Source organism: Lysinibacillus sp. CD3-6, from assembly GCF_006351725.2.
In the GTDB taxonomy this organism is placed as follows: Bacteria; Bacillota; Bacilli; order Bacillales_A; family Planococcaceae; genus Lysinibacillus.
Genome location: NZ_CP085880.1, coordinates 3,772,486 through 3,793,714 on the forward strand (window position 1 = coordinate 3,772,486; position 21,229 = coordinate 3,793,714).

The window sequence follows — 21,229 nt, forward strand, 5'->3', positions numbered from 1 at the left end:
TAAATGTGTTTGTTACAATTTCAATGTCGTTTTATCCAGTTTTCAAAGAACAAGTTTTGAAGTGTTTCATCTAATGATGAACCTTCAAAACTGAACGCAAAACGTAATCTTACAAACCCAAGGTTTGTATTCCGAAAATATCCTTAGAAAGGAGGTGATCCAGCCGCACCTTCCGATACGGCTACCTTGTTACGACTTCACCCCAATCATCTATCCCACCTTCGGCGGCTGGCTCCAAAAGGTTACCTCACCGACTTCGGGTGTTACAAACTCTCGTGGTGTGACGGGCGGTGTGTACAAGGCCCGGGAACGTATTCACCGCGGCATGCTGATCCGCGATTACTAGCGATTCCGGCTTCATGTAGGCGAGTTGCAGCCTACAATCCGAACTGAGAACGACTTTATCGGATTAGCTCCCTCTCGCGAGTTGGCAACCGTTTGTATCGTCCATTGTAGCACGTGTGTAGCCCAGGTCATAAGGGGCATGATGATTTGACGTCATCCCCACCTTCCTCCGGTTTGTCACCGGCAGTCACCTTAGAGTGCCCAACTAAATGATGGCAACTAAGATCAAGGGTTGCGCTCGTTGCGGGACTTAACCCAACATCTCACGACACGAGCTGACGACAACCATGCACCACCTGTCACCGTTGTCCCCGAAGGGAAAACTATATCTCTACAGTGGTCAACGGGATGTCAAGACCTGGTAAGGTTCTTCGCGTTGCTTCGAATTAAACCACATGCTCCACCGCTTGTGCGGGCCCCCGTCAATTCCTTTGAGTTTCAGTCTTGCGACCGTACTCCCCAGGCGGAGTGCTTAATGCGTTAGCTGCAGCACTAAGGGGCGGAAACCCCCTAACACTTAGCACTCATCGTTTACGGCGTGGACTACCAGGGTATCTAATCCTGTTTGCTCCCCACGCTTTCGCGCCTCAGTGTCAGTTACAGACCAGATAGTCGCCTTCGCCACTGGTGTTCCTCCAAATCTCTACGCATTTCACCGCTACACTTGGAATTCCACTATCCTCTTCTGCACTCAAGTCTCCCAGTTTCCAATGACCCTCCACGGTTGAGCCGTGGGCTTTCACATCAGACTTAAGAAACCACCTGCGCGCGCTTTACGCCCAATAATTCCGGACAACGCTTGCCACCTACGTATTACCGCGGCTGCTGGCACGTAGTTAGCCGTGGCTTTCTAATAAGGTACCGTCAAGGTACAGCCAGTTACTACTGTACTTGTTCTTCCCTTACAACAGAGTTTTACGAACCGAAATCCTTCTTCACTCACGCGGCGTTGCTCCATCAGGCTTTCGCCCATTGTGGAAGATTCCCTACTGCTGCCTCCCGTAGGAGTCTGGGCCGTGTCTCAGTCCCAGTGTGGCCGATCACCCTCTCAGGTCGGCTACGCATCGTTGCCTTGGTGAGCCGTTACCTCACCAACTAGCTAATGCGCCGCGGGCCCATCCTATAGCGACAGCCGAAACCGTCTTTCAGAATTGTCTCATGAGAGACAAAAGATTATTCGGTATTAGCCCCGGTTTCCCGGAGTTATCCCAAACTATAGGGTAGGTTGCCCACGTGTTACTCACCCGTCCGCCGCTAACGTCAAAGGAGCAAGCTCCTTATCTGTCCGCTCGACTTGCATGTATTAGGCACGCCGCCAGCGTTCGTCCTGAGCCAGGATCAAACTCTCCATAAAAGAAATTTGATTAGCTCAAATTGTTTTGCTGGCATCAATTTTGATGTCCAAAATTTTGTTTCGTTCACTAACGAAGTTAGCTACTAAAAACTATATTGATTACGTTTTGCTTGTTCAGTTTTCAAGGTTCATTTCATAGTCGCTTGTTTTTAGCGACTTTATTAATATAACTTGTTTTTAACAAGAAGTCAACAACTTTTTTAAATCGTTATTTTCAAGCCGTCCCTCTTGTTAAGGACAAGTAATAATATATAATATAGCAATATAAAAATCAAGCTTTTTTCTTAAAAAACTTTAAAATCTTTTTCTCGTCCACTACAAACAATAGAATCCCTACTATTACAACTAATCCACCAACAATCTGTGTTGCGATTAAATACTCTTTGAAAATAATAAGAGCTAAAATAGCTGCTCCAATTGGCTCGAATAAAATAGCAATTGATACCACATTCGTACTAACATATTTAATAGACCAATTAAATAAAGTATGACCTAATAAATTAGGAACAATGGCTAATAAAATAAACCACGTCCAGTCCATCGTAGAATAAGGACCGAATGATTCCCCTTTTATTAGTACATAGAAAAACAATGTAATTGTGTTCACTACGTAAACAATCATTGTATAGGTTACAAGTGAAAGTCGTTTTCGTACATCCTGGCCAAATAAAAGATAGGTTGTAATAAGTGCGCAAGCAATTAATGCAAGCATATCTCCATAGAAAGCAGAGCCACTAAGCTTAAAATCCCCCCAGCTAATTAATACACTACCAACGATGGCAATTGCTCCGGCTAGAATGGTTTTTAAAGTAATAGCCTCTTTAAAGAAAAAGTATGTACCGACAAACGCAAAAAGTGGCTGAAGTGTCACAAGCACAGTTGAACTTGCAACAGATGTGTAATTTAGTGATTCAAACCACAAAATAAAGTGAAATGCTAAAAATACTCCAGCAATTGAAGAAAAAAGCCAATCCCTCTTAGATAAATGCTTTAATTCTTTCGTATATTTCATGAAAAATAACGGTGCCATGATTATGACAGAAAACAACATACGATAAAAAGCAATAACACCCGACTCCGCATTTGCTAATTTTACAAAAATGGCTGATAAAGATACTGATATAACGCCAATAAAAATTGGGATATACGGATGAATCTTTGGTTCATTCATTGAAATCGACCTCCAGAAAAAAAGCTTATACATCATTACTTTCATGATGTACAATACAAAAAAGTAATGTACATATAATAATGACAGCTTGCATATCTCTTAGCAATACGAAATATAAATGGAGGGGTGCGTTTGGAAACATTATTGGAGAATATGATTACATATGAAGTTGGCATAAAATTAGTTATTGCAGCCACATTAAGTTTAGTAATCGGCATTGAGAGGGAATTAAAAAAGAAACCTGTTGGATTAAAAACCAGTTTAGTTATTGCTACATTCAGCTGCTTACTTACAATTATCTCGATTGAGACCGCATACTCAACTCCTCCAAGAACAGACATTAATATAACGATGGACCCTCTTCGTCTGGCAGCCCAAATAGTAAGTGGCATTGGGTTTCTTGGAGCGGGAGTCATATTAAGACGCGGTAATGATAGCATTTCGGGTTTAACTACCGCTGCTATGATTTGGGGAGCTGCTGGTATCGGAATTGCTGTTGGCGCAGGCTTCTATATGGATGCTACTTTAGCTGTAATTATTATTGTGTTCGGTATTGAAGTATTGTCTCCATTTCTTATGAAGATTGGACCAAAAAGAATTCGTATGCGAGAAGTTTCGTTAAAAATTCAAATTGATGATGATAGTAACACGGAATCATTCCTTCTATTTTTAAAGGACAGCAATATTGTAATTGAAAACATTCGTATAAAAGACATTCCTTTAGGTAATAATCAAGTGTTACACGAATTAGATTTCCGTTTATCGTTGATTGTCTCAGATAACTTACTGTCGTTTTATCGTTCATTACGTACCTTACCTTATATTGAAAAAATTGAAATGGAAATTTTAAACTAGCTGGAGGATTCTTTAATGACAGAAATATTAAAACTACTCAAGGAAGGTAATAAGCCTTCATTAATGGCTGCATTTGTCAACGCATTTTTAGGTATCATAAAAGGAATTGCCTTCTTTTTCACAGGCAATGTCGCTATGTTTGCCGAAATGATGCACTCACTTGGAGATGCAGCAAACCAACTATTCGTATATATTGGTTCAGCGTTATCTAAAAAAGCCCCTACAAAAAAATTCCCTGGGGGCTTTGGTCGAATCGTCAATCTAGTTTGCCTGTTTGCCGTTATAATTGTAGCTATTCTTTCTTACGAGACGATAAAAGAAGGCTGGCATCATTTTATGCATCCTTCTGGTGAATCAAAAGGAATGCTGATTGCACTTGGTGTTTTATTTATCGGGATTGTATTAGAAGGAACTGTTCTTGCCAAAGCGGCAGTCGAAGTACTTCACGAAGCAGGACAAGAAAAAGCTGGTATGATGTCTATTCCAAAAGCATTTGGTTTTTTAAATCGTGCCAAGCCTGCTACAAAATTAGTTTTTATGGAAGATTTAGTAGCAACAGGTGGTAATGTTTTAGCCTTTGTCGCTATCTTAATTGCACATTTTACAGGTTGGACGAGAATCGAAGGACTTGTTTCAATTATTATCGGCTGTATGATGTTTTATGTAGTCGGAAAGGTTTTCTTAGATAACGCTCGCGGGGTAATTGGTGAAACAGATGAAGAAATGCTCAATCATATCGCCCATCTCGTAATGGATGATCCTAATATTAAAGATATTTTCCGCTTAGAGGTTGTAAAAGAAGGCGAATTTTTACATGTTGAATTAGTCGCTGAAGCAGATGCAAATTTATCACTTGCCTTTCTAGATGATGTCCGCGATCATTTAACAGAAGTCATTCTAAGTCAAAAAGGCGTCTCAAAAGTAGCTATTTTATTTGATGAAGATGATGGTAAAGTTAACTGGGTGCACGTCGGTGAAAGACCTTCAATTGCCTATAAAAAACAATAACATTAAAGCCAATTGCCTATACTGGCAATTGGCTTTATTTTTATAATGCGTTTTGTAAAATTGTACGAACATCGTCTTCTTGTAGCTTATTAAAGTTACCAAAAGGTCCGTTTTGCATTGCATGTTCAATAATTTGATCGAATTTCGAATCATCGATATTATAATCAGCTAAACGGTTTGGCGCATCTAAAGAAGTCCAAAATGCTGACAAACGATCAATTCCCTCATAAGCAATTTCTTCTGCCGTTTTTCCTGTCGCATCTACACCGAAAACGCGAGTGGCTAAACCTGCAAAACGTTCTGGGTTTACAGGCACATTTAATCTCATCCAATGAGGTTGTAAAATGGCTAAACCACCAGCATGAGGTATATCATAAATTGCTGATACCGCATGCTCAATATTATGTGATGCCCAATCTCCGCGTGAGCCAATTGATAAGAAACCATTTAAACCAATCGTTCCAGCTAGCAAAATCGTTTCACGTAATGAAATATCTTCTAAATCTTTTAGTAATTTAGGTGCTGTCGTCACAACAGTTCGTAAAACACCCTCACACATTTCATCAGTCACAGGCGTATTCGTCGTGTTGTGGAAATATTGCTCCAAAACATGGGACATCATATCGACCATACCGTAAACCGTATGATTTTTCGGTACTGACACTGTGTATGCTGGATTTAAAATCGAAAATTTAGGGAACGCAGCAGGACTACCCCACCCTAACTTTTCTTCTGTTGCTGCATTTGTAATAACAGAGCCTGAATTCATTTCGGATCCTGTAGCAGCTAATGTTAAAACTGTTCCAAGTGGCAAAGCATCTTGAACTAATACTTTTCGTTTAACAATATCCCATGCGTCGCCATCATATTTAGCACCAGCAACAATTAATTTAGAACAGTCAATGACAGAGCCGCCACCAACAGCAAGCACAAGATCAATACCTTCTTTTTTACAAATCTCAATACCAATTCGCGCCGTTTCTACTCGCGGATTAGGCTCTACCCCACTTAATTCAAATACTGTTTTATCTGCTTGTTGTAGCTTCTCAATAACAGCATTGTATACACCATTACTCTTGATACTACCTCCACCGTAAACCATTAGCACCTTACTTCCATACTGCGCTAACTCTTTCGGTAATTTTTCCAGCGCATCTTCACCAAAGTGTAATTTTACTGGGTTAAAAAATGTAAATGAATCCATTGAATTCGCCCCTTTCTAGTTGGATTTTCTCATAATTACAATGCAGAAAGCAAAGATTTAAAACCAAAAAATGCAATGGGTGACAGGCACTCACACAATTTCGATGCATACTAAAGGAAAATCCACTTCGTCTGCACAAACAACTTGTATGCGACATCGACAGCGAGGTGACGGTTTACGTTGTGCTGAGCGAAAGCGCCCTATAGCTCAAATTAACGGCATTTAAGTTTTTACATAAAAAAAGACATCCCTAATTAGGAATGTCTTTTTAAATATCTATTGATTAAACCCAACCACGGAAGCGAGATGCTTCTGCAGTACGGCGCACACCAACCATATATGCAGCTAAGCGCATATTGATGTTACGTGTAGTCGCAGTTGTATAAACATTTTCAAATGCATCAACCATTTTTTTGTAAAGGCGTTCTTCTACTTCTTCCTCAGTCCAGTAATAACCTTGGTTATTTTGTACCCATTCAAAGTAAGAAACTGTAACACCACCAGCAGATGCTAATACGTCTGGTACAAGTAAAATGCCACGCTCTGTTAAAATTTTAGTCGCCTCTGAAGTTGTTGGGCCATTTGCTGCTTCAACGACAATGTTTGCTTTAATATTATGCGCATTGTCTGCAGTAATTTGGTTTTCAATTGCAGCTGGAACTAAAATATCACAATCAAGCTCTAAAAGATCTTTATTTGAAATTGTGTTTTCAAATAAAGTTGTTACTGTTCCGAAGCTATCACGACGATCTAATAAGTAGTCGATATCTAAACCTTCAGGATCATGAAGTGCACCGTAAGCATCAGAAATACCAATTACTTTGGCACCTAAATCATTCATGAATTTAGCTAAGAAGCTACCTGCGTTACCAAAACCTTGGATTACAACGCGAGCACCTTTAATGTCGATACCACGTTTTTTCGCAGCCTCTTCGATAACGATTGTTACACCTTGAGCAGTTGCACGGTCACGACCTTGAGAACCACCAAGAACTAGTGGCTTACCAGTAATGAAACCTGGAGAGTTGAATTCGTCCATACGACTGTATTCATCCATCATCCATGCCATAATTTGTGCATTCGTAAATACGTCTGGAGCAGGAATATCTTTTGTTGGTCCAACGATTTGACTAACCGCACGAACATAACCACGGCTTAGACGTTCGATTTCACCCATAGACATTTGACGTGGGTCACAGATGACACCGCCTTTACCTCCGCCATATGGTAGATCTACAATTCCACATTTCAATGTCATCCACATTGAAAGCGCTTTAACTTCCTCTTCGGATACAGCTGGATGGAAACGTACTCCACCTTTAGTTGGTCCTACTGCATCATTATGTTGTGCACGGTAACCAGTAAATACTTTTGTAGTTCCATCATCCATTTTAACTGGAATGCGGACTTGTAGCATACGAAGCGGTTCTTTTAGTAGTTCATACATTGCTTCGTCATAGCCTAGTTTATTAAGAGCTTCTTGAATAACATCTTGAGTTGATGTGAACAGATTTAAGTTTTCAGACATTTTAAATCGCCTCTTTGTTTTTTTTAATGATTGTATATCGGCATCATTGTAACACACTTCTTAATTAAAATGTGAACATTTTGTTAAAGTTTAAATACTTTTTCAATTTGAGCAATAGACCAATCTAAATCTTCTTGAGAAATAACTAGTGGTGGAGCAAAACGAATTACAGTATCATGTGTTTCTTTACATAATAAACCTAATTCTTTTAGTTTTTCACAATATGGACGAGCAGCTTCTGTTAATTCCATACCGATGAATAAACCACGGCCACGAACATCTTTAATCACTGGGTTGTTAATTTCACGTAGTTTACCTTTGAAATATTCACCAAGTTCTTGTGAGCGCTCTGCTAATTTTTCATCTAATAAAACTTTAATAGATGCGATAGAAACCGCACACGCTAATGGATTTCCTCCGAAAGTTGAACCGTGAGAACCAGGATTGAAGACACCTAAAATTTCACGATTAGCAGCTACACAAGAAATAGGGAATACACCGCCACCTAATGCTTTACCAAGGATGTACATATCAGGTTCTACTTCTTCCCAATCACATGCAAACATTTTACCTGTACGAGCTAAACCAGCTTGAATTTCATCCGCAATAAATAAAACATTATTTTCACGGCATAATTCACGTGCAGCTTTTAAGAAGCCTTCTGGTGGAATAACAATACCAGCTTCACCTTGAATTGGCTCAATTAAAAATGCAGCTGTATTCGGTGTAATTGCAGCTTTTAACGCTTCTAAATTACCATAATCAACAAGTTTGATATTTGGTAACATTGGTCCGAAGCCACGACGGTATTCTTCATCAGATGATAAAGATACTGCTAGCATCGTACGTCCGTGGAAGTTTCCGTTACAAGCGATTAGTTCTGCTTTACCTTCTTCTACGCCTTTTACATCATAAGCCCAACGACGAGCAGCTTTAAATGCAGTTTCTACAGCTTCTGCACCTGTATTCATAGGTAAAACCATTTGTTTATTTGTTAATTTACCTACTAACTCATACCATTCACCTAAGTTTTCACTATAAAATGCACGAGAAGTTAAAGTTACTTTATCAGCTTGTTCTTTTAATGCAGCAATAATTTTCGGATGGCGATGCCCCTGATTCACTGCAGAATATGCTGATAACATATCTAAGTATTTGTTTCCTTCTGGATCTTTAACCCAAGCACCTTCAGCCTCTGCAATAACGATTGGCAGTGGATGATAGTTTGCAGCACCGTAATTTTGTGTTTGTTCAATAACTTGTTGTGATTTTGTCATATAGCATTCTCTCCCTACTAACTTAAAATGAAAATCAAAAAAGATTGGTCTGTTTAACAGTTTTAATAAAGGAGCTATTTAATAGAAACAACATGAAAATTCGTCTGCTATTAATGAAGCTGCACGCCTCGTAGGTATTACAATCTACGAGGCTTTGCTAGCTCTTTCTTCTTATTTAAACAATCCATCTTTGAACATGTGGTTTTATGCCACTCAAATCAGTAAAAATTAAAGCATTTCTGAAGTTGTTTTTGCTTGCATATGAAGTTGTAGGTAGTCTGGGCCACCAGCTTTTGAGTCAGTACCTGACATGTTGAAGCCACCAAATGGTTGGTAACCAACGATAGCACCTGTACAACCACGGTTGAAGTATAAGTTACCAACATGGAAATCTTCACGAGCTTTTTCTAAGTTCATACGATTGTTTGTAATAACTGCACCTGTTAAGCCGTACTCTGTGTCGTTTGCAATTTCGATTGCTTCATCGAAATCTTTTGCTTTCGCAATTGCCACAACTGGTCCGAAGATTTCTTCTTTCATAATACGAGCAGAACGGTCTACGTCTGCGAATACTGTTGGGTTGATGAAGTAACCAACTGAATCATCAGCTGTACCACCTGCTACAAGGCGACCTTCACCTTTCCCAATTTCAATGTATTCAGTAATTTTATTAAATGCTGCTTGGTCAATAACTGTCGCCATGAAGTTGCTATTGTCAGCTGGGTCACCAACTGTTAACGCATTTGTAAGCTCCGCTACACGGTTAACAACTGTATCATATACATCTTCTACAATAACGGCACGAGAACATGCTGAACATTTTTGTCCTGAGAAACCGAAAGCTGATTTTACGATTGATTGTGCAGCTAATTCTAAGTCTGCTTCTTTATCAACTACGATTGTATCTTTACCGCCCATTTCAGCGATAACACGTTTAATCCAAATTTGACCATCGTTATGTGTTGCAGCACGTTGGTTAATACGTAAGCCTACATCACGAGAACCTGTGAAGCTGATGAAGCGTGTTTTTGGATGATCTACTAAGTAATCCCCAACTTCTGCACCTGAACCTGGTACATAGTTAACTGCACCTGCAGGTAGTCCCGCTTCTTCTAAAACTTCGATAAATTTATAAGCAACAACTGGTGTTGTTGAAGCTGGCTTTAATAATACTGTGTTCCCTGTTACTAAAGCTGCAACTGTCGTACCAGCCATAATAGCGAATGGGAAGTTCCATGGTGAAATAACAATACCAATACCTAATGGAATATAATCGTAACGGTTGTATTCGCCTGGACGGCTTTCTACTGGTTGGCCGTCTTTAATACGTAACATTTGGCGACCATAGTATTCAAGGAAGTCAATTGCTTCTGCTGTATCAGCATCTGCTTCATTCCAAGGTTTACCAGCTTCTTTTGTTAAAAGTGCTGAGAATTCATGTTTGCGGCGACGGATAATTGCTGCTGCTTTGAATAACACGTCAGCACGAATAGCTGGGTCTACTTTTTTCCAAGTTTTAAATGTTTCATCTGCTGCTTGCATCGCTTTTTCAGCTAATTCTCTGCTTGCTTTTGAAACGCGACCGATTACTTCTGTTTTCTTTGCTGGATTATATGAAACAATTTTATCTTCTGTTGTAATACGTTCTCCGCCAATGATTAGTGGATAGTCTTGACCTAAATAACCTTCAACTTTATTTAATGCCTCTAAATAAGCGTTGTAGTTTGCCTCTTGAGAAAAATCTGTAAATGGTTCGTGTTTGTATGGAATCATACTATATCCTCCTTTTGTGAGCTGTAAATATTTAGTGTGCAAAAAACATTGACGCAAAATATTTTTGCGTATAAAATATTCTTACACTTATTATAATGCAAAATTTCGTTGCATATTTCAAGTAAAAAATTTTTGAGGTGCACATTTTATGAAAAATTCTGAACCCTTATTACCCTTTTATGAGTTTATTGCAACTAATGTATCCGTTGGTATACATGCGATTGACGAAACAGGTAAAACAATTATCTATAATTCAAAAATGAAAGAAATTGAAGGATTTCATTTTGATGAATTAGCAGATCGTTCAATTATTGAGTTGTTTTCCTTCCGTCAACATGAAAGTACTTTGATGCGGGTATTACAAACAGGCTTACAAGAAATGAATGTGAAACAAACCTATTGGAATAAAAATGGTCATGAAATTACAACGATTAACGATACTTTTCCACTTTTTAAAAACAATCAACTAATCGGTGCTATAGAATTTGCACGTGATATAACATCTTTAGAAAAATTAGTATATCAGCCACTCCGTCGATATGGTGAGCCTTTAACTTTTGATATGATTACTGCTGTTTCAGAGACGATGCAACAAGTAATTGTAAATGCTAAAAAAGCTGCCGCAGTAAAATTACCTATATTGCTCATCGGAGAGTCTGGTACTGGAAAAGATTTAGTTGCAGAAAGTATTCATCATGCCGCTTCGTCTGATCCTGAAGCTTTCGTTACACTGTTTAGTCGACGTTCAGCAAAATCAGTGCTTGATAAAATGGAAGAGCTTTTGCAGGATGATAAAGCATATACATTTTTCTTTGAACGCATCGATTTTTTAAGCCTCCCCATTCAGGAGCAATTACTCGAACTATTACAGTCCCTTCCACAATCAAAATATATGCTGATTGGTAGTGTCGGCAGTGATCCAATTACATTGATAGCGGAGAAAAAGCTTTCAAAATCTTTGTATTATTTCTTTGCAACCATGTCTATCACCATTCCTAATTTAACAGACCGAAAAGAAGATATTTTACCGTTTGTGGATGATTACTTTAGTCGCCATCGTGAGCGCTTTGCATCAAACGTAAAAGAACTAGCACCTGATGTACAAGCTTTATTCTTACAGTATGATTGGCCTGGCAATCTAAAAGAACTCGAATTATTACTTGATGAAATTGTGTCATTTATGACAACTGAAACAACTGTTACATTCGATTTACTCCCAGTTCATTTTCGTTTTAAAGTGCAAAGCCAGGATACTTCTGAACGCGAACCTGAATTTTTCATGTTCCAACAGCAAAATGATGTCATGCCGCTCGATGCTTATTTACGAGAAGCCGAATCCTATTATGTGCAAAATGTCTTAAATCTATATGAAGGTAACATAACAAAGGCTGCTGGTGCACTTGGCATGAGTCGCCAAAACTTGCAGTATCGCATACGGAAGATGAAAAAGGATTAATTCTAATACTGTTTATAAAAAACGAGGATGCCTTCTCATGGAAGCATCCTCGTTTTTTAATGTCCTGACTGTTCGATCCAGTCCTGTAGTTTATCTTTTAGGGAATTGAAGCCATTTGCATCGGATTCATCTACACGATCCTGTAATGATTTCCGTGGTGTTGCGTCTTTTTTTCTTATTGCTACTGGGCGTTCTTGTAAGGCACGGATCGATAAACTAATTTTTTCGGCCGCTTCATCGATTTCAAGTACCTTCACTTCGACCTCTTGCCCTACTGATAAAAACTCACTGACGTCTTTTACAAAGCCGTACGTAATTTCAGAAATATGCACGAGCCCTTGTGTATCGTCATCAAGTGCTACAAACGCACCGTACGGTTGAATACCTGTAACTTTTCCGGTCAATACGTCTCCTAATTCATATTTTTTTGCCATAACCTTTGCCCACTTTCTATATGTTTGCTACGTATATATCACGTTAAATTATAACATACGTCAATATCTGGAGCAAAAAATCGTCCCACTAATCAATGATCTCCGTTATACGATAATAGCCTTCCTCTTGTTTTGAAAATTTTATAAGAAATTGCCTACCGTACTGATCTTGTTTATTGACAGCAACACGAGCAGCTACAATTGGATAAATCCCATCGTACTCACCTAGCTGACTAAACATATCTAAGTCTTTCATCGTATTTAACAACGGACTTGTATACAGTTCGGTATCCGGCATTAATAAAGTCTTTTGCAAAGATTCATCGTCAATGGAGATGGCATATAAGTAGAGTGCAGCAATATTTATTGGGCGAAGTTGATTTAATATAGCTACATCGCTATTTTGCTTGTATTGCTCATATATTCCCTTAATTTGCTCGATACGAGAATCATCCATATCAACAACACTAAAATCACTATCGTTAATATAACCTGCTGTTTCTTCCCGTGTCTGTAAAAGAATTGTCCATATATCATAAGCTGCAAGTTGCGATAATGTTTGAGAGTGATTAGTTTGCTGGAATTCTTTTAAGATTGTGGCAACTGTCTTTTTCATGACCTCCCCATACTTACCTGCAGCCACTTCTTGTAAAAACGTTAAATATTTCTTATCAGGTTGCCCATCTTCCGCTAAGGCAGGATATTGTTTAGTGCCTAGCAATAGAGCCACCCACGTATTTTTAAAGGTTTCTTGTAATAACTTGTAGTTGGGAGAACCCGCATTGACATCCGCTAATAACGTACGTTCCATTACTTTAAGCGATTTTGCTGTTTCTTCTCGTGAATAGCGTAAATCATCAACTAATAATAAATAGCCCATTTTTAAATATTCAAAATACCCAAAAACATCCGGATGTAATTGATTGATATAGGCTGGTGCAAATTCTCCATCGATAGGGTTCGCTTTAAAATAAAACGAGCCTTTATCATCCATTTTCAGCTCCATATATTGATTGTTAGCAGCTTCAATAATAGCTTTTAAATCTGATGGATATTGCTTTTCATCAGCTTTCTTCAGTAGTGGTTTATACGGTTCTAGTAGCTTACTATAAAAATTCTCCAACTCTTCAACAGAAATAACGTATTGGTTATAAACTTCATACGATTCATCAAAAGTTAAATTGTTAAATGTTTTAATCGTCTCTATAGCCCTTTTAGGAGTCATTAAATAGTATAAGACGTATTCTTCTACATTCTGTGCACTATCACTTGAGGACGAATGTAAGTTATTTGCTATATAAAAATCTAACATTGTATCTGCTGTTTGAATAAATTCAAATGCTTGTAGTTCATCTTTCGAAACTTTTAATTCTCTTCTAATATCCTCTTTTCGACTATTATATTTTTTCGTTATATAGTCGGCTGCATCTTCCTCTTCAGCCTCTTTTACAGGAATACTTTGCGGCACTTCCGTTTGGGTATTTTCTTGCTGTTTCATTGTATAGAGCGTCACTAACAGACCAACTAACAATACGCTTGCAATACTCGCTAGCCAGACTGCTGGCTTTTGCCATTTTGGGGAGGGCTTCTTTTGAGTGGCAATCGTTTGCTTTGCGAGTGCTTCTTCTTCTTCGATTTGCTTGAAAACATCTGCTGGATTTAATTGTTGTTCCATTCGGTCATAAGATTTTTTCAATAGTGCCATGCGTTTATCAAATTGTTTGTCATCCATTTTCAACACTCCCCTCCTGTGTCAAAGAGACTTTTAGTTTTTCCTTTGCCCGTAAAATTCGTACTTTGACCGCCGACAAAGAAATCCCAAGCACCTCTGCAATTTCCTCGTATTTCAACTCATGAAAGTAAAACAATACAAGTGGATAGCGATATTTTTCATCAAGTGCTTGAATAGTTTGGTGTAATAATCGATCTTCCTCAAAATTCAATACGTGTTTTTCAGCCGAAGGACTATAATTTTGTCGCTGAGCATTTAACAGTTCCTCCTTAGCCTGCTCACGCTGCTCCTTACGATAGTAGTCACGCGTAGCATTGAGTGTCACTTTATAAAGCCATGTCGTAAATCGATCCTGCTTAAATTGATGTAAAAAGCGGTACAGTTTTACAAAAACTTCTTGTGCAACATCCGCTAAATCACTGCTATGTACGCCACATTGATAGGCAAATTTTTCAACTGTTCGCTGATGGATGCGAATTAGTTCGATATAGGCATCTTTGTCTCCTTGTTGTGCTCGTTCGATTAATTCGGACTCATTCACTCGTTATCCCCCCTTTTTTATGTAACGATCCATTCTTCCTAATTGTTACATTTTGACTAAATTGATGCTAGAGCATAGTTTACGTTAATAAAACTGATTGCATCAGCTTTTGTTCAGTTAAAATGACACTTTTACACGAAAACTTCAACTTCCCTTTTGGACGTGGTTAGAAAAAAAGTATCTATAATCAATTTTCAGAAATTTGCCTTGTGTTATAAAGTTTTTACGGTAAAATAGAACTTTAGTATAAGGAGGCTTTATTTTTGTGTCATCTCGAGATCAATTCACATCAAAAATTGGATTTATTTTAGCTGCTGCTGGAAGTGCCATTGGATTGGGAGCTATTTGGAAATTCCCTTATATGGCGGGAACGAACGGTGGGAGTGTATTTATTTTATTGTTTATTTTATGTACATTTTTCATCGGTTTGCCAGTGTTAATCGCAGAATTTATGATTGGCCGTCGTGGGCAAAAGGATGCTGTTACGTCATTCAAAGAACAAGCGCCAGGAAAACCATGGTACTTAATAGGATGGGGCGGCATGATTATTGCTGGTTTGATACTATCCTTCTATAGCGTAGTGGGCGGTTGGATTTTAAGTTATTTAGGGCGTTCCTTGACTTTCCAATTATCAAGTAATGATGGAAATTACGCTGATTTATTTAACAATATCATCTCCAGCCCATTTGAAGCGATTCTTGTACAAGGGTTATTTTTACTTTTAACAATCGCCATTGTATCAGGAGGCATTAAAGGTGGGATTGAGAAGGCTAGTACATGGATGATGCCATTATTATTCATTTTTTTCATTGTGTTAGTTATCCGTTCCTTAACACTTGACGGTGCAATGCAAGGCGTAAAATTTATGTTTGTCCCTGACTGGTCTTACTTAAATGCTGAAACATTTTTGAAAGCACTTGGACAAGCATTCTTCTCATTAAGTGTCGGTATTGCCGTGATGATTACGTACGCATCCTACCTCCCAAAAACCGAGAAGATTGGTAACTCTGCTATCAATGTAGCTTCAATGAATATAATAATTTCGCTACTTGCAGGTTTAGTTATTTTCCCAGCGGTATTCGCGCTAGGCTACACACCTGACCAAGGACCAGGACTTGTTTTTATTATTTTGCCTGCTGTTTTTGAACAATTGCCACTTGGTGGTCTTTTCCTAACAATTTTCTTTATTCTCTTATTGTTTGCTACAGTGACATCCTCAATTTCAATGTTAGAAATTGTAGTAGCTATTGCTATAGGAGACAAGCCAGAGAAGCGTAAAAAAATTGCATGGATTGGCGGTATTATTATTTTCGGCTTCGGTATTCCAAGTGCTCTATCTTTCGGCATTCTTTCTGACGTACAACTATTAGATCGTTCAATTTTTGATTTTGTAGACTTCCTTACAAATAGCGTAGGTATGCCAATTGGTGCATTACTTATTTCTATTTTTGCAGGCTATTACTATACAAAAGATATTTCCCGTAAAGAGCTTGCTTCATCAAGCCTTATGTTTAACATTTGGTACTTGTTAATTCGCTATGTATCACCTATTGCGATTTTTCTTATTTTCATCCAAGGGATTTTGCCGTTATTTAAATAAGAAAATGAGGTTGTCTACTATTGTAAAGACAACCTCACTTTTATAAGGAAGCAGCTGGTAATTCGCATAAATGCTAGCCCTACAAGCTATTTCCAATAGAAAAACACTATATGTCGATTAAATAATGCATTTTGCTTCAAACTTAATGGCAATTAGTTTGTATGAAATGGCAACACAATCTTCAATTGGAATCCATTGCTCAAACGAGTGCTCGTAAGTTTCTTGAATGACCTTTGCAAGTGCTGAGGGGTCATCAATACTTTGTAATGCTGCAACAACATCTGCTGTTTCTGTATCATAATGCTCAGCTCCGATGTGGAAAGGATCCCACTCCGCTAGCAGATGTACGGCTGCTCGATTCATTTTTATATTTTCCAAAATACTCACCTATTATCCTTTAATCTTAATAGGTATGATACCATAGTAAAAAAAAAAGAAAAGAGTGATTTGCTTGTCTATTTTCGATCAAACTTTAAATCGTCGCTATACTAACTCAGTAAAATGGGACGCAATGGAGAAAATTTATGGCCTAAACGATACGACAGAAATATTACCAATGTGGATAGCAGACATGGACTTTGCTCCACCAACAGCTGTTTCAAAGGCATTACAAAAGCATGCGGAGGGTGCCATTTTTGGTTATGGCTTTGTATGTGAGGAAGTAAAACAGTCTATAGTTGACTGGCAATACAATCGTTATAATTGGCACATCGAAAAAGAATTCATTTCTTTTAGCCACGGGGTTGTATCAGCATTAGCAAATATTCTAACCGCATTGACTAATGTAGGTGATAAGGTACTTATTTCAACACCTGTCTATCCGCCATTTTTTAATATCCCAAAAAGCAATGGTCGTGAGGTCGTAACTTGTCCGTTAGTAGAAAAAGACGGTATGTTTGTCTATGATTTTGAGGCATTTGAACAAACACTTGCCCAAGATATTAAAGCTTACATATTGTGTAACCCACATAATCCAGGTGGTTATGTATGGGATGAAGCCACACTAAAAGAGATTATTCGTCTTTGTGCAAAGTATGACGTTCTAATTATTTCAGATGAAATCCACGCAGATTTAATGTTAGATGGTGCCAAGCATACTCCGCTTGCAAAAATTGCAGGTGATGAAATCGATCGTGTAATTACATGTATGGCACCGACAAAAACATTTAACCTTGCAGGTATCCAAGTGTCTTATATTATTGCAACAGATAAGAAAAAACGCCTTCTATTAGAGGCAGTTAATATGGCCAGTGGTCAAGGATCATTAAACAGCTTTGCTCCTATTGCTCTGCAAGCCGCTTACACTGAAGGATTACCATGGCTAGAAGAGTTACTTCCTTATATTTCTAATAATATGGATTATGTCATTAGCGAGTTAACGCAATTACCTGGCATACACATTGCAAAACCTCAAGGCACATACTTGCTGTGGATTGATTGTCGTCAATTAGGCATCGACGAAAAAGAAATAATGAAGCAACTGCTTGAAGTTGGAAAACTTGCATTAGAACCAGGTTCAAAATATGGTGAAGAAGGCCGTGGCTTCCTACGCATGAACGTCGCGTGCTCATTTGATACTGTAAAAGATGCAGTCGCTCGCTTTAAGCTTGCGTGCCAGTCACTCAAACAATTCTGAATCTTTAAAGTGCCAGTCACTTAATGGTGGTTGTGCACATAAAAAAAGCACTCTTTCGCAGAGTGCTTTTTTTATACGTTTTGTTGATTGTTTGTGCTATTTCGTTCAGCTAAAATACGTGTTTCGATTTCCTTAGACTTTAATTCCTGCTTTTTAGAGATTTTACGGAAAATCATAAATACGCCTATACATAAAATAAGCATGATTAAAAATTCGAAAGCTGCTGGAATGTACGCTGTTTTATCTTCAGGGAAATATAAAAATTGATACATTAAATGTTCCATATTTTCTACACGTCCTTACAATTATTATTCAAAAACTGTAATTGACTCAATTTTAACATCTTCAAGCGGTTTATCGCGGTTATCTTTTGCTACATCAGCAATTTTATCAACGATATCCATACCTTCTACAACATGACCGAATACAGAGTGTTTATGGTCTAACCATGGTGTCCCACCGTTTTTAGCATATGCCTCAATAATTTCTTCTGGGAAACCAGCACCTTGAAGTTGGCGTAACATATCACTTGGCAGGTGTTTCATTTGTACGATAAAGAATTGTGAACCATTTGTGTTTGGACCAGCGTTTGCCATTGAAAGTGCACCACGTAGGTTAAATAATTCATCAGAAAACTCATCTTCAAATGAGTTACCCCAAATTGACTCACCGCCCATACCTGTACCAGTAGGGTCACCGCCTTGAATCATGAAATCTTGAATAACACGGTGGAAAATGATGCCATCGTAATAACCTGATTTTGCATGACCTAAGAAATTTTCAACAGTTTTTGGTGCTTGTTTTGGAAATAGTTTAATTTTTAAAGCACCTAAAGTTGTTTTCATTTCTACTAGTACTTCGCCTTCTTGTACTTCTGTTGTTAATTGTGGAAACATTGGAGTCTCTCCTTTAAATGTAAAATTTCAGTTTCAATGAAAATGATCATCCTAGATCATTTCTGACCTCATATTAGTCTAACATACTTCCTAGCTGTTTTCTCCATCTAAGTATTGACGAATTTTGTAATTTTACAATCGTTCAACCAATTATATTTGCGATAACAGCGAAACTTCTGCTTGGTACCTATGGTAGTATAACCCAAAATAATGGTGGAAGAAACAGACTACCGCTGTCATTTGTTTTTATAGTTTTGTATTGCGTAAATAGGTCTCAACGAGTATTTGGAAAGCATCCAAAATATGCTATTCTGTTGAAAGACTTATTTTCAAAGTTGGAGGCATATATGAAAAAGGTTTTTGGTTTTATTATTATTACTCTATGTTTACCTACCATTTGGTGGATTGGAACGAATATACGAACAGAGTTGAATACAGCTCAAGCGCACGAAGAACAAATCGAAGGGACAATTGATGTGCCTGAAGTACAAGTTCAACTTCCCGTTACATTAATAGATCAGAATGGTCAAACCTTTAGCGAAGAATATGTCGAATGGCGACAACCATTAACACTGCAAGAAATTCCACAAATTGCCCAGGAAATTTTTATTGCTAGTGAGGATGCTGACTTTTATGAACATATCGGCTTCGATCTAAGTGCCATTATTCGTGCTGTTGTCGCAAACTCTAACGCTAATGCCACATCACAAGGTGGCAGTACCATTACACAACAGCTTGTTCGAATGCGCTATCTATCTGATGAAAAAACGTACGAACGTAAATTAACGGAATTATTTTATGCCTACGAACTAGAAAAAAAATACGATAAAGATGCAATTTTAACAATGTATTTAAATGAATCTTATTTTAGCAACCAAGTTTATGGCATCGGAAGTGCCGCGACTTTTTATTTTCAAAAATCAATTCAAGATTTATCAATTGCTGAAATTGCTTTTATTTCCGCTATTCCAAACAACCCATCACTTTATAATCCATTAAAAAATTTTGATGAGACAAAGGCAAGACAGGAACGGCTACTCGATACACTCGCTGCAAGTGGCGCTATTACAAAAGAAGATGCCACTTCTTATAAAGCAGCACCAATAATATTAAATGTCAAAAATAAGATGCAAAGCTATCCGATGTATAGCACTTATGTTCTTCAAGAGCTACGTTGGCTTGTAGCCGAAAAAGAGGGCTACAAAGATCGACTTCAAAATACACAAAGTGAAGAAGAAAAAAAGTCGATTCAAACACAACTAGACAACCGTCTCAACACTTTGTTTCAAAATGGGTTAACTATTTATACTGCCCTTGATCCAGCTAAACAAAATCATGATGAACAGCATATGACAGCTATATTAGGAACTGGTGAATTGCAGGCAGCAGGTGCTGTTATTAATAACACTTCGCGTGAAATTATCAGCCTATATGCTGGTAAAAATTACGAGAAGTTTGACTATCATCGAGCTTTTCAAGGACCAAGACAGCCTGGTTCAGCATTTAAGCCACTTGCTGTCTACGCACCTTTTTTTGAAACGAGCACACATACGCCTGATTCCATCGTAAACGGTGGTAGTTATTGTGTTGGTTCTTTTTGCCCTCAAAACTATGGGGGGTATAAATATGGGGATGTGACTATTCGTACAGCATTCCGTAATAGTTATAATACTTCCGCGCTTCGTCTTTTTAACGCTGTTGGAGTGGAGACGGCATTTAGTTACCTTGATCGATTCCATTTCCGCTCCATCGTAGCAAAGGATCATACGTACGCCGCTTCATTGGGTGGATTAACATACGGTGTCACAGCACTTGAGCTAGCAGATGCCTATACAAGCTTTATTGATGGCTCATATGTCTTGGCACATAGTATTCGCAAGGTGACGGCAAATGATGGTACCGTGCTATATAGCTGGGATTCGGAACGCGATCAAATATGGTCGCCCAAAACGGTAAAATATATGCGGGAGTTACTTGCTGAGGTTGTAACAAATGGGACGGGGCAAGGTGTTTATAATAATAGTAATTATGTTGGGGCTAAGACTGGTACGACAAATGATTACCGCGATTATTGGCTCGCGGGCTTAAATGATCAGTATACAGCCGCTGTCTGGCTAGGCTATGATAAACCTCAACCAATGGAAAAACTAGAAGCGTATAAAATCCATCACAAGCTATTTAATGTTTTACTAGAGTAATATCTCCTTGCAAAAAACGACTTCTTATAGCGTAAAAACCCACTTCGCTTTCCTGCGGGCACTCTGTAAGCCGCAACCGTCGCTATCGCGCCGCCTGTTGCGTCTTACTTTGCGTGCGTTCCCGCAGGAGTCTAAGTGGGTTTTTACTTGGTTATTTCCTACTGACAAAATTCAGAATTGTTTCGGTGCCTGTCACTGTGAAAATTCAGAATTGTTTCGGT

At 38.3% G+C, this 21,229-nt stretch carries 17 protein-coding genes and 1 rRNA gene; 6 read left to right on the plus strand and 12 right to left on the minus strand.

What is annotated here, in order from left to right:
* Positions 1-147 precede the first annotated feature (147 nt).
* Positions 148-1,699 (minus strand): 16S ribosomal RNA (locus FH508_RS18835).
* A 271-nt stretch (positions 1,700-1,970) separates the two neighbouring features.
* Positions 1,971-2,870 carry a DMT family transporter gene (locus FH508_RS18840; protein WP_173479739.1) on the minus strand — a complete coding sequence of 300 codons (900 nt, stop codon included), beginning with the start codon at positions 2,868-2,870 and terminating at the stop codon, positions 1,971-1,973.
* 132 nt (positions 2,871-3,002) lie between these two features.
* Between FH508_RS18840 and FH508_RS18845 the strand changes: the two genes are divergently transcribed.
* Both FH508_RS18845 and FH508_RS18850 read left to right on the plus strand, forming a co-directional pair.
* Positions 3,003-3,725 (plus strand): MgtC/SapB family protein, encoded by a 723-nt coding sequence (locus tag FH508_RS18845; protein ID WP_173479740.1) that lies wholly within the window; start codon positions 3,003-3,005, stop codon positions 3,723-3,725.
* Positions 3,726-3,740: 15 nt separating this feature from the next.
* Positions 3,741-4,733, plus strand: a complete 993-nt coding sequence (locus FH508_RS18850) for a cation diffusion facilitator family transporter (RefSeq protein WP_173479741.1) — start codon at positions 3,741-3,743, stop codon at positions 4,731-4,733.
* A 40-nt stretch (positions 4,734-4,773) separates the two neighbouring features.
* On the opposite strand, the gene FH508_RS18855 is transcribed toward FH508_RS18850, so the two are convergent.
* The 4 genes from FH508_RS18855 to pruA form a co-directional block, all read right to left on the minus strand.
* Positions 4,774-5,937: an iron-containing alcohol dehydrogenase gene (locus FH508_RS18855; protein WP_173479742.1), complete on the minus strand. Its 1,164-nt coding sequence runs from the start codon at positions 5,935-5,937 to the stop codon at positions 4,774-4,776.
* 283 nt (positions 5,938-6,220) lie between these two features.
* Positions 6,221-7,465: a Glu/Leu/Phe/Val family dehydrogenase gene (locus FH508_RS18860; RefSeq protein ID WP_173479743.1), complete on the minus strand. Its 1,245-nt coding sequence runs from the start codon at positions 7,463-7,465 to the stop codon at positions 6,221-6,223.
* 83 nt (positions 7,466-7,548) lie between these two features.
* On the minus strand, positions 7,549-8,742 hold the full coding sequence (locus FH508_RS18865) for an ornithine--oxo-acid transaminase (RefSeq protein ID WP_173479744.1): 1,194 nt from the start codon (positions 8,740-8,742) through the stop codon (positions 7,549-7,551).
* A 228-nt stretch (positions 8,743-8,970) separates the two neighbouring features.
* On the minus strand, positions 8,971-10,515 hold the full coding sequence (pruA, locus tag FH508_RS18870) for an L-glutamate gamma-semialdehyde dehydrogenase (protein ID WP_173479745.1): 1,545 nt from the start codon (positions 10,513-10,515) through the stop codon (positions 8,971-8,973).
* Between the two features lie 148 nt (positions 10,516-10,663).
* Between pruA and FH508_RS18875 the strand changes: the two genes are divergently transcribed.
* Positions 10,664-11,971 carry an AAA-type ATPase lid domain-containing protein gene (locus tag FH508_RS18875; RefSeq protein ID WP_173479746.1) on the plus strand — a complete coding sequence of 436 codons (1,308 nt, stop codon included), beginning with the start codon at positions 10,664-10,666 and terminating at the stop codon, positions 11,969-11,971.
* A gap of 56 nt (positions 11,972-12,027) precedes the next feature.
* On the opposite strand, the gene yugI is transcribed toward FH508_RS18875, so the two are convergent.
* The 3 genes from yugI to FH508_RS18890 all read right to left on the minus strand — a co-directional run bounded on the left by yugI (position 12,028) and on the right by FH508_RS18890 (position 14,678).
* The gene (gene yugI, locus FH508_RS18880) at positions 12,028-12,405 is read right to left on the minus strand and encodes a S1 domain-containing post-transcriptional regulator GSP13 (RefSeq protein ID WP_173479747.1); all 378 of its coding nucleotides are present in this window, start codon (positions 12,403-12,405) and stop codon (positions 12,028-12,030) included.
* 88 nt (positions 12,406-12,493) lie between these two features.
* Entirely contained in the window at positions 12,494-14,137 is a 1,644-nt protein-coding gene (locus FH508_RS18885; RefSeq protein ID WP_173479748.1) for a hypothetical protein, read from the minus strand.
* Positions 14,130-14,678, minus strand: coding sequence for an RNA polymerase sigma factor (locus tag FH508_RS18890; protein ID WP_173479749.1), 549 nt, complete (start codon positions 14,676-14,678; stop codon positions 14,130-14,132). The genes FH508_RS18885 and FH508_RS18890 overlap by 8 nt, the downstream gene beginning before the upstream one ends.
* A 265-nt stretch (positions 14,679-14,943) precedes the next feature.
* Here FH508_RS18890 and FH508_RS18895 point away from each other — a divergent pair, with 265 nt between their 5' ends.
* A complete protein-coding gene (locus FH508_RS18895) occupies positions 14,944-16,278 on the plus strand; it encodes a sodium-dependent transporter (RefSeq protein WP_173479750.1) in 1,335 nt (444 codons plus the stop codon).
* Positions 16,279-16,395: 117 nt separating this feature from the next.
* Here FH508_RS18895 and FH508_RS18900 read toward each other — a convergent pair whose 3' ends face one another.
* Entirely contained in the window at positions 16,396-16,656 is a 261-nt protein-coding gene (locus FH508_RS18900) for a DUF1871 family protein (protein WP_173479751.1), read from the minus strand.
* 73 nt (positions 16,657-16,729) lie between these two features.
* Here FH508_RS18900 and FH508_RS18905 point away from each other — a divergent pair, with 73 nt between their 5' ends.
* A complete protein-coding gene (locus FH508_RS18905) occupies positions 16,730-17,914 on the plus strand; it encodes a MalY/PatB family protein (RefSeq protein WP_173479752.1) in 1,185 nt (394 codons plus the stop codon).
* A gap of 71 nt (positions 17,915-17,985) precedes the next feature.
* On the opposite strand, the gene FH508_RS18910 is transcribed toward FH508_RS18905, so the two are convergent.
* Complete coding sequence (locus FH508_RS18910) at positions 17,986-18,198, minus strand: hypothetical protein (RefSeq protein ID WP_173479753.1); 213 nt, start codon at positions 18,196-18,198, stop codon at positions 17,986-17,988.
* A 24-nt stretch (positions 18,199-18,222) separates the two neighbouring features.
* Positions 18,223-18,810, minus strand: coding sequence for a peptidylprolyl isomerase (locus FH508_RS18915; RefSeq protein ID WP_173479754.1), 588 nt, complete (start codon positions 18,808-18,810; stop codon positions 18,223-18,225).
* Positions 18,811-19,157: 347 nt separating this feature from the next.
* On the opposite strand from FH508_RS18915, the gene FH508_RS18920 reads away from it, so the two are divergent.
* On the plus strand, positions 19,158-21,008 hold the full coding sequence (locus tag FH508_RS18920; protein WP_173479755.1) for a transglycosylase domain-containing protein: 1,851 nt from the start codon (positions 19,158-19,160) through the stop codon (positions 21,006-21,008).
* Positions 21,009-21,229: the final 221 nt, after the last annotated feature.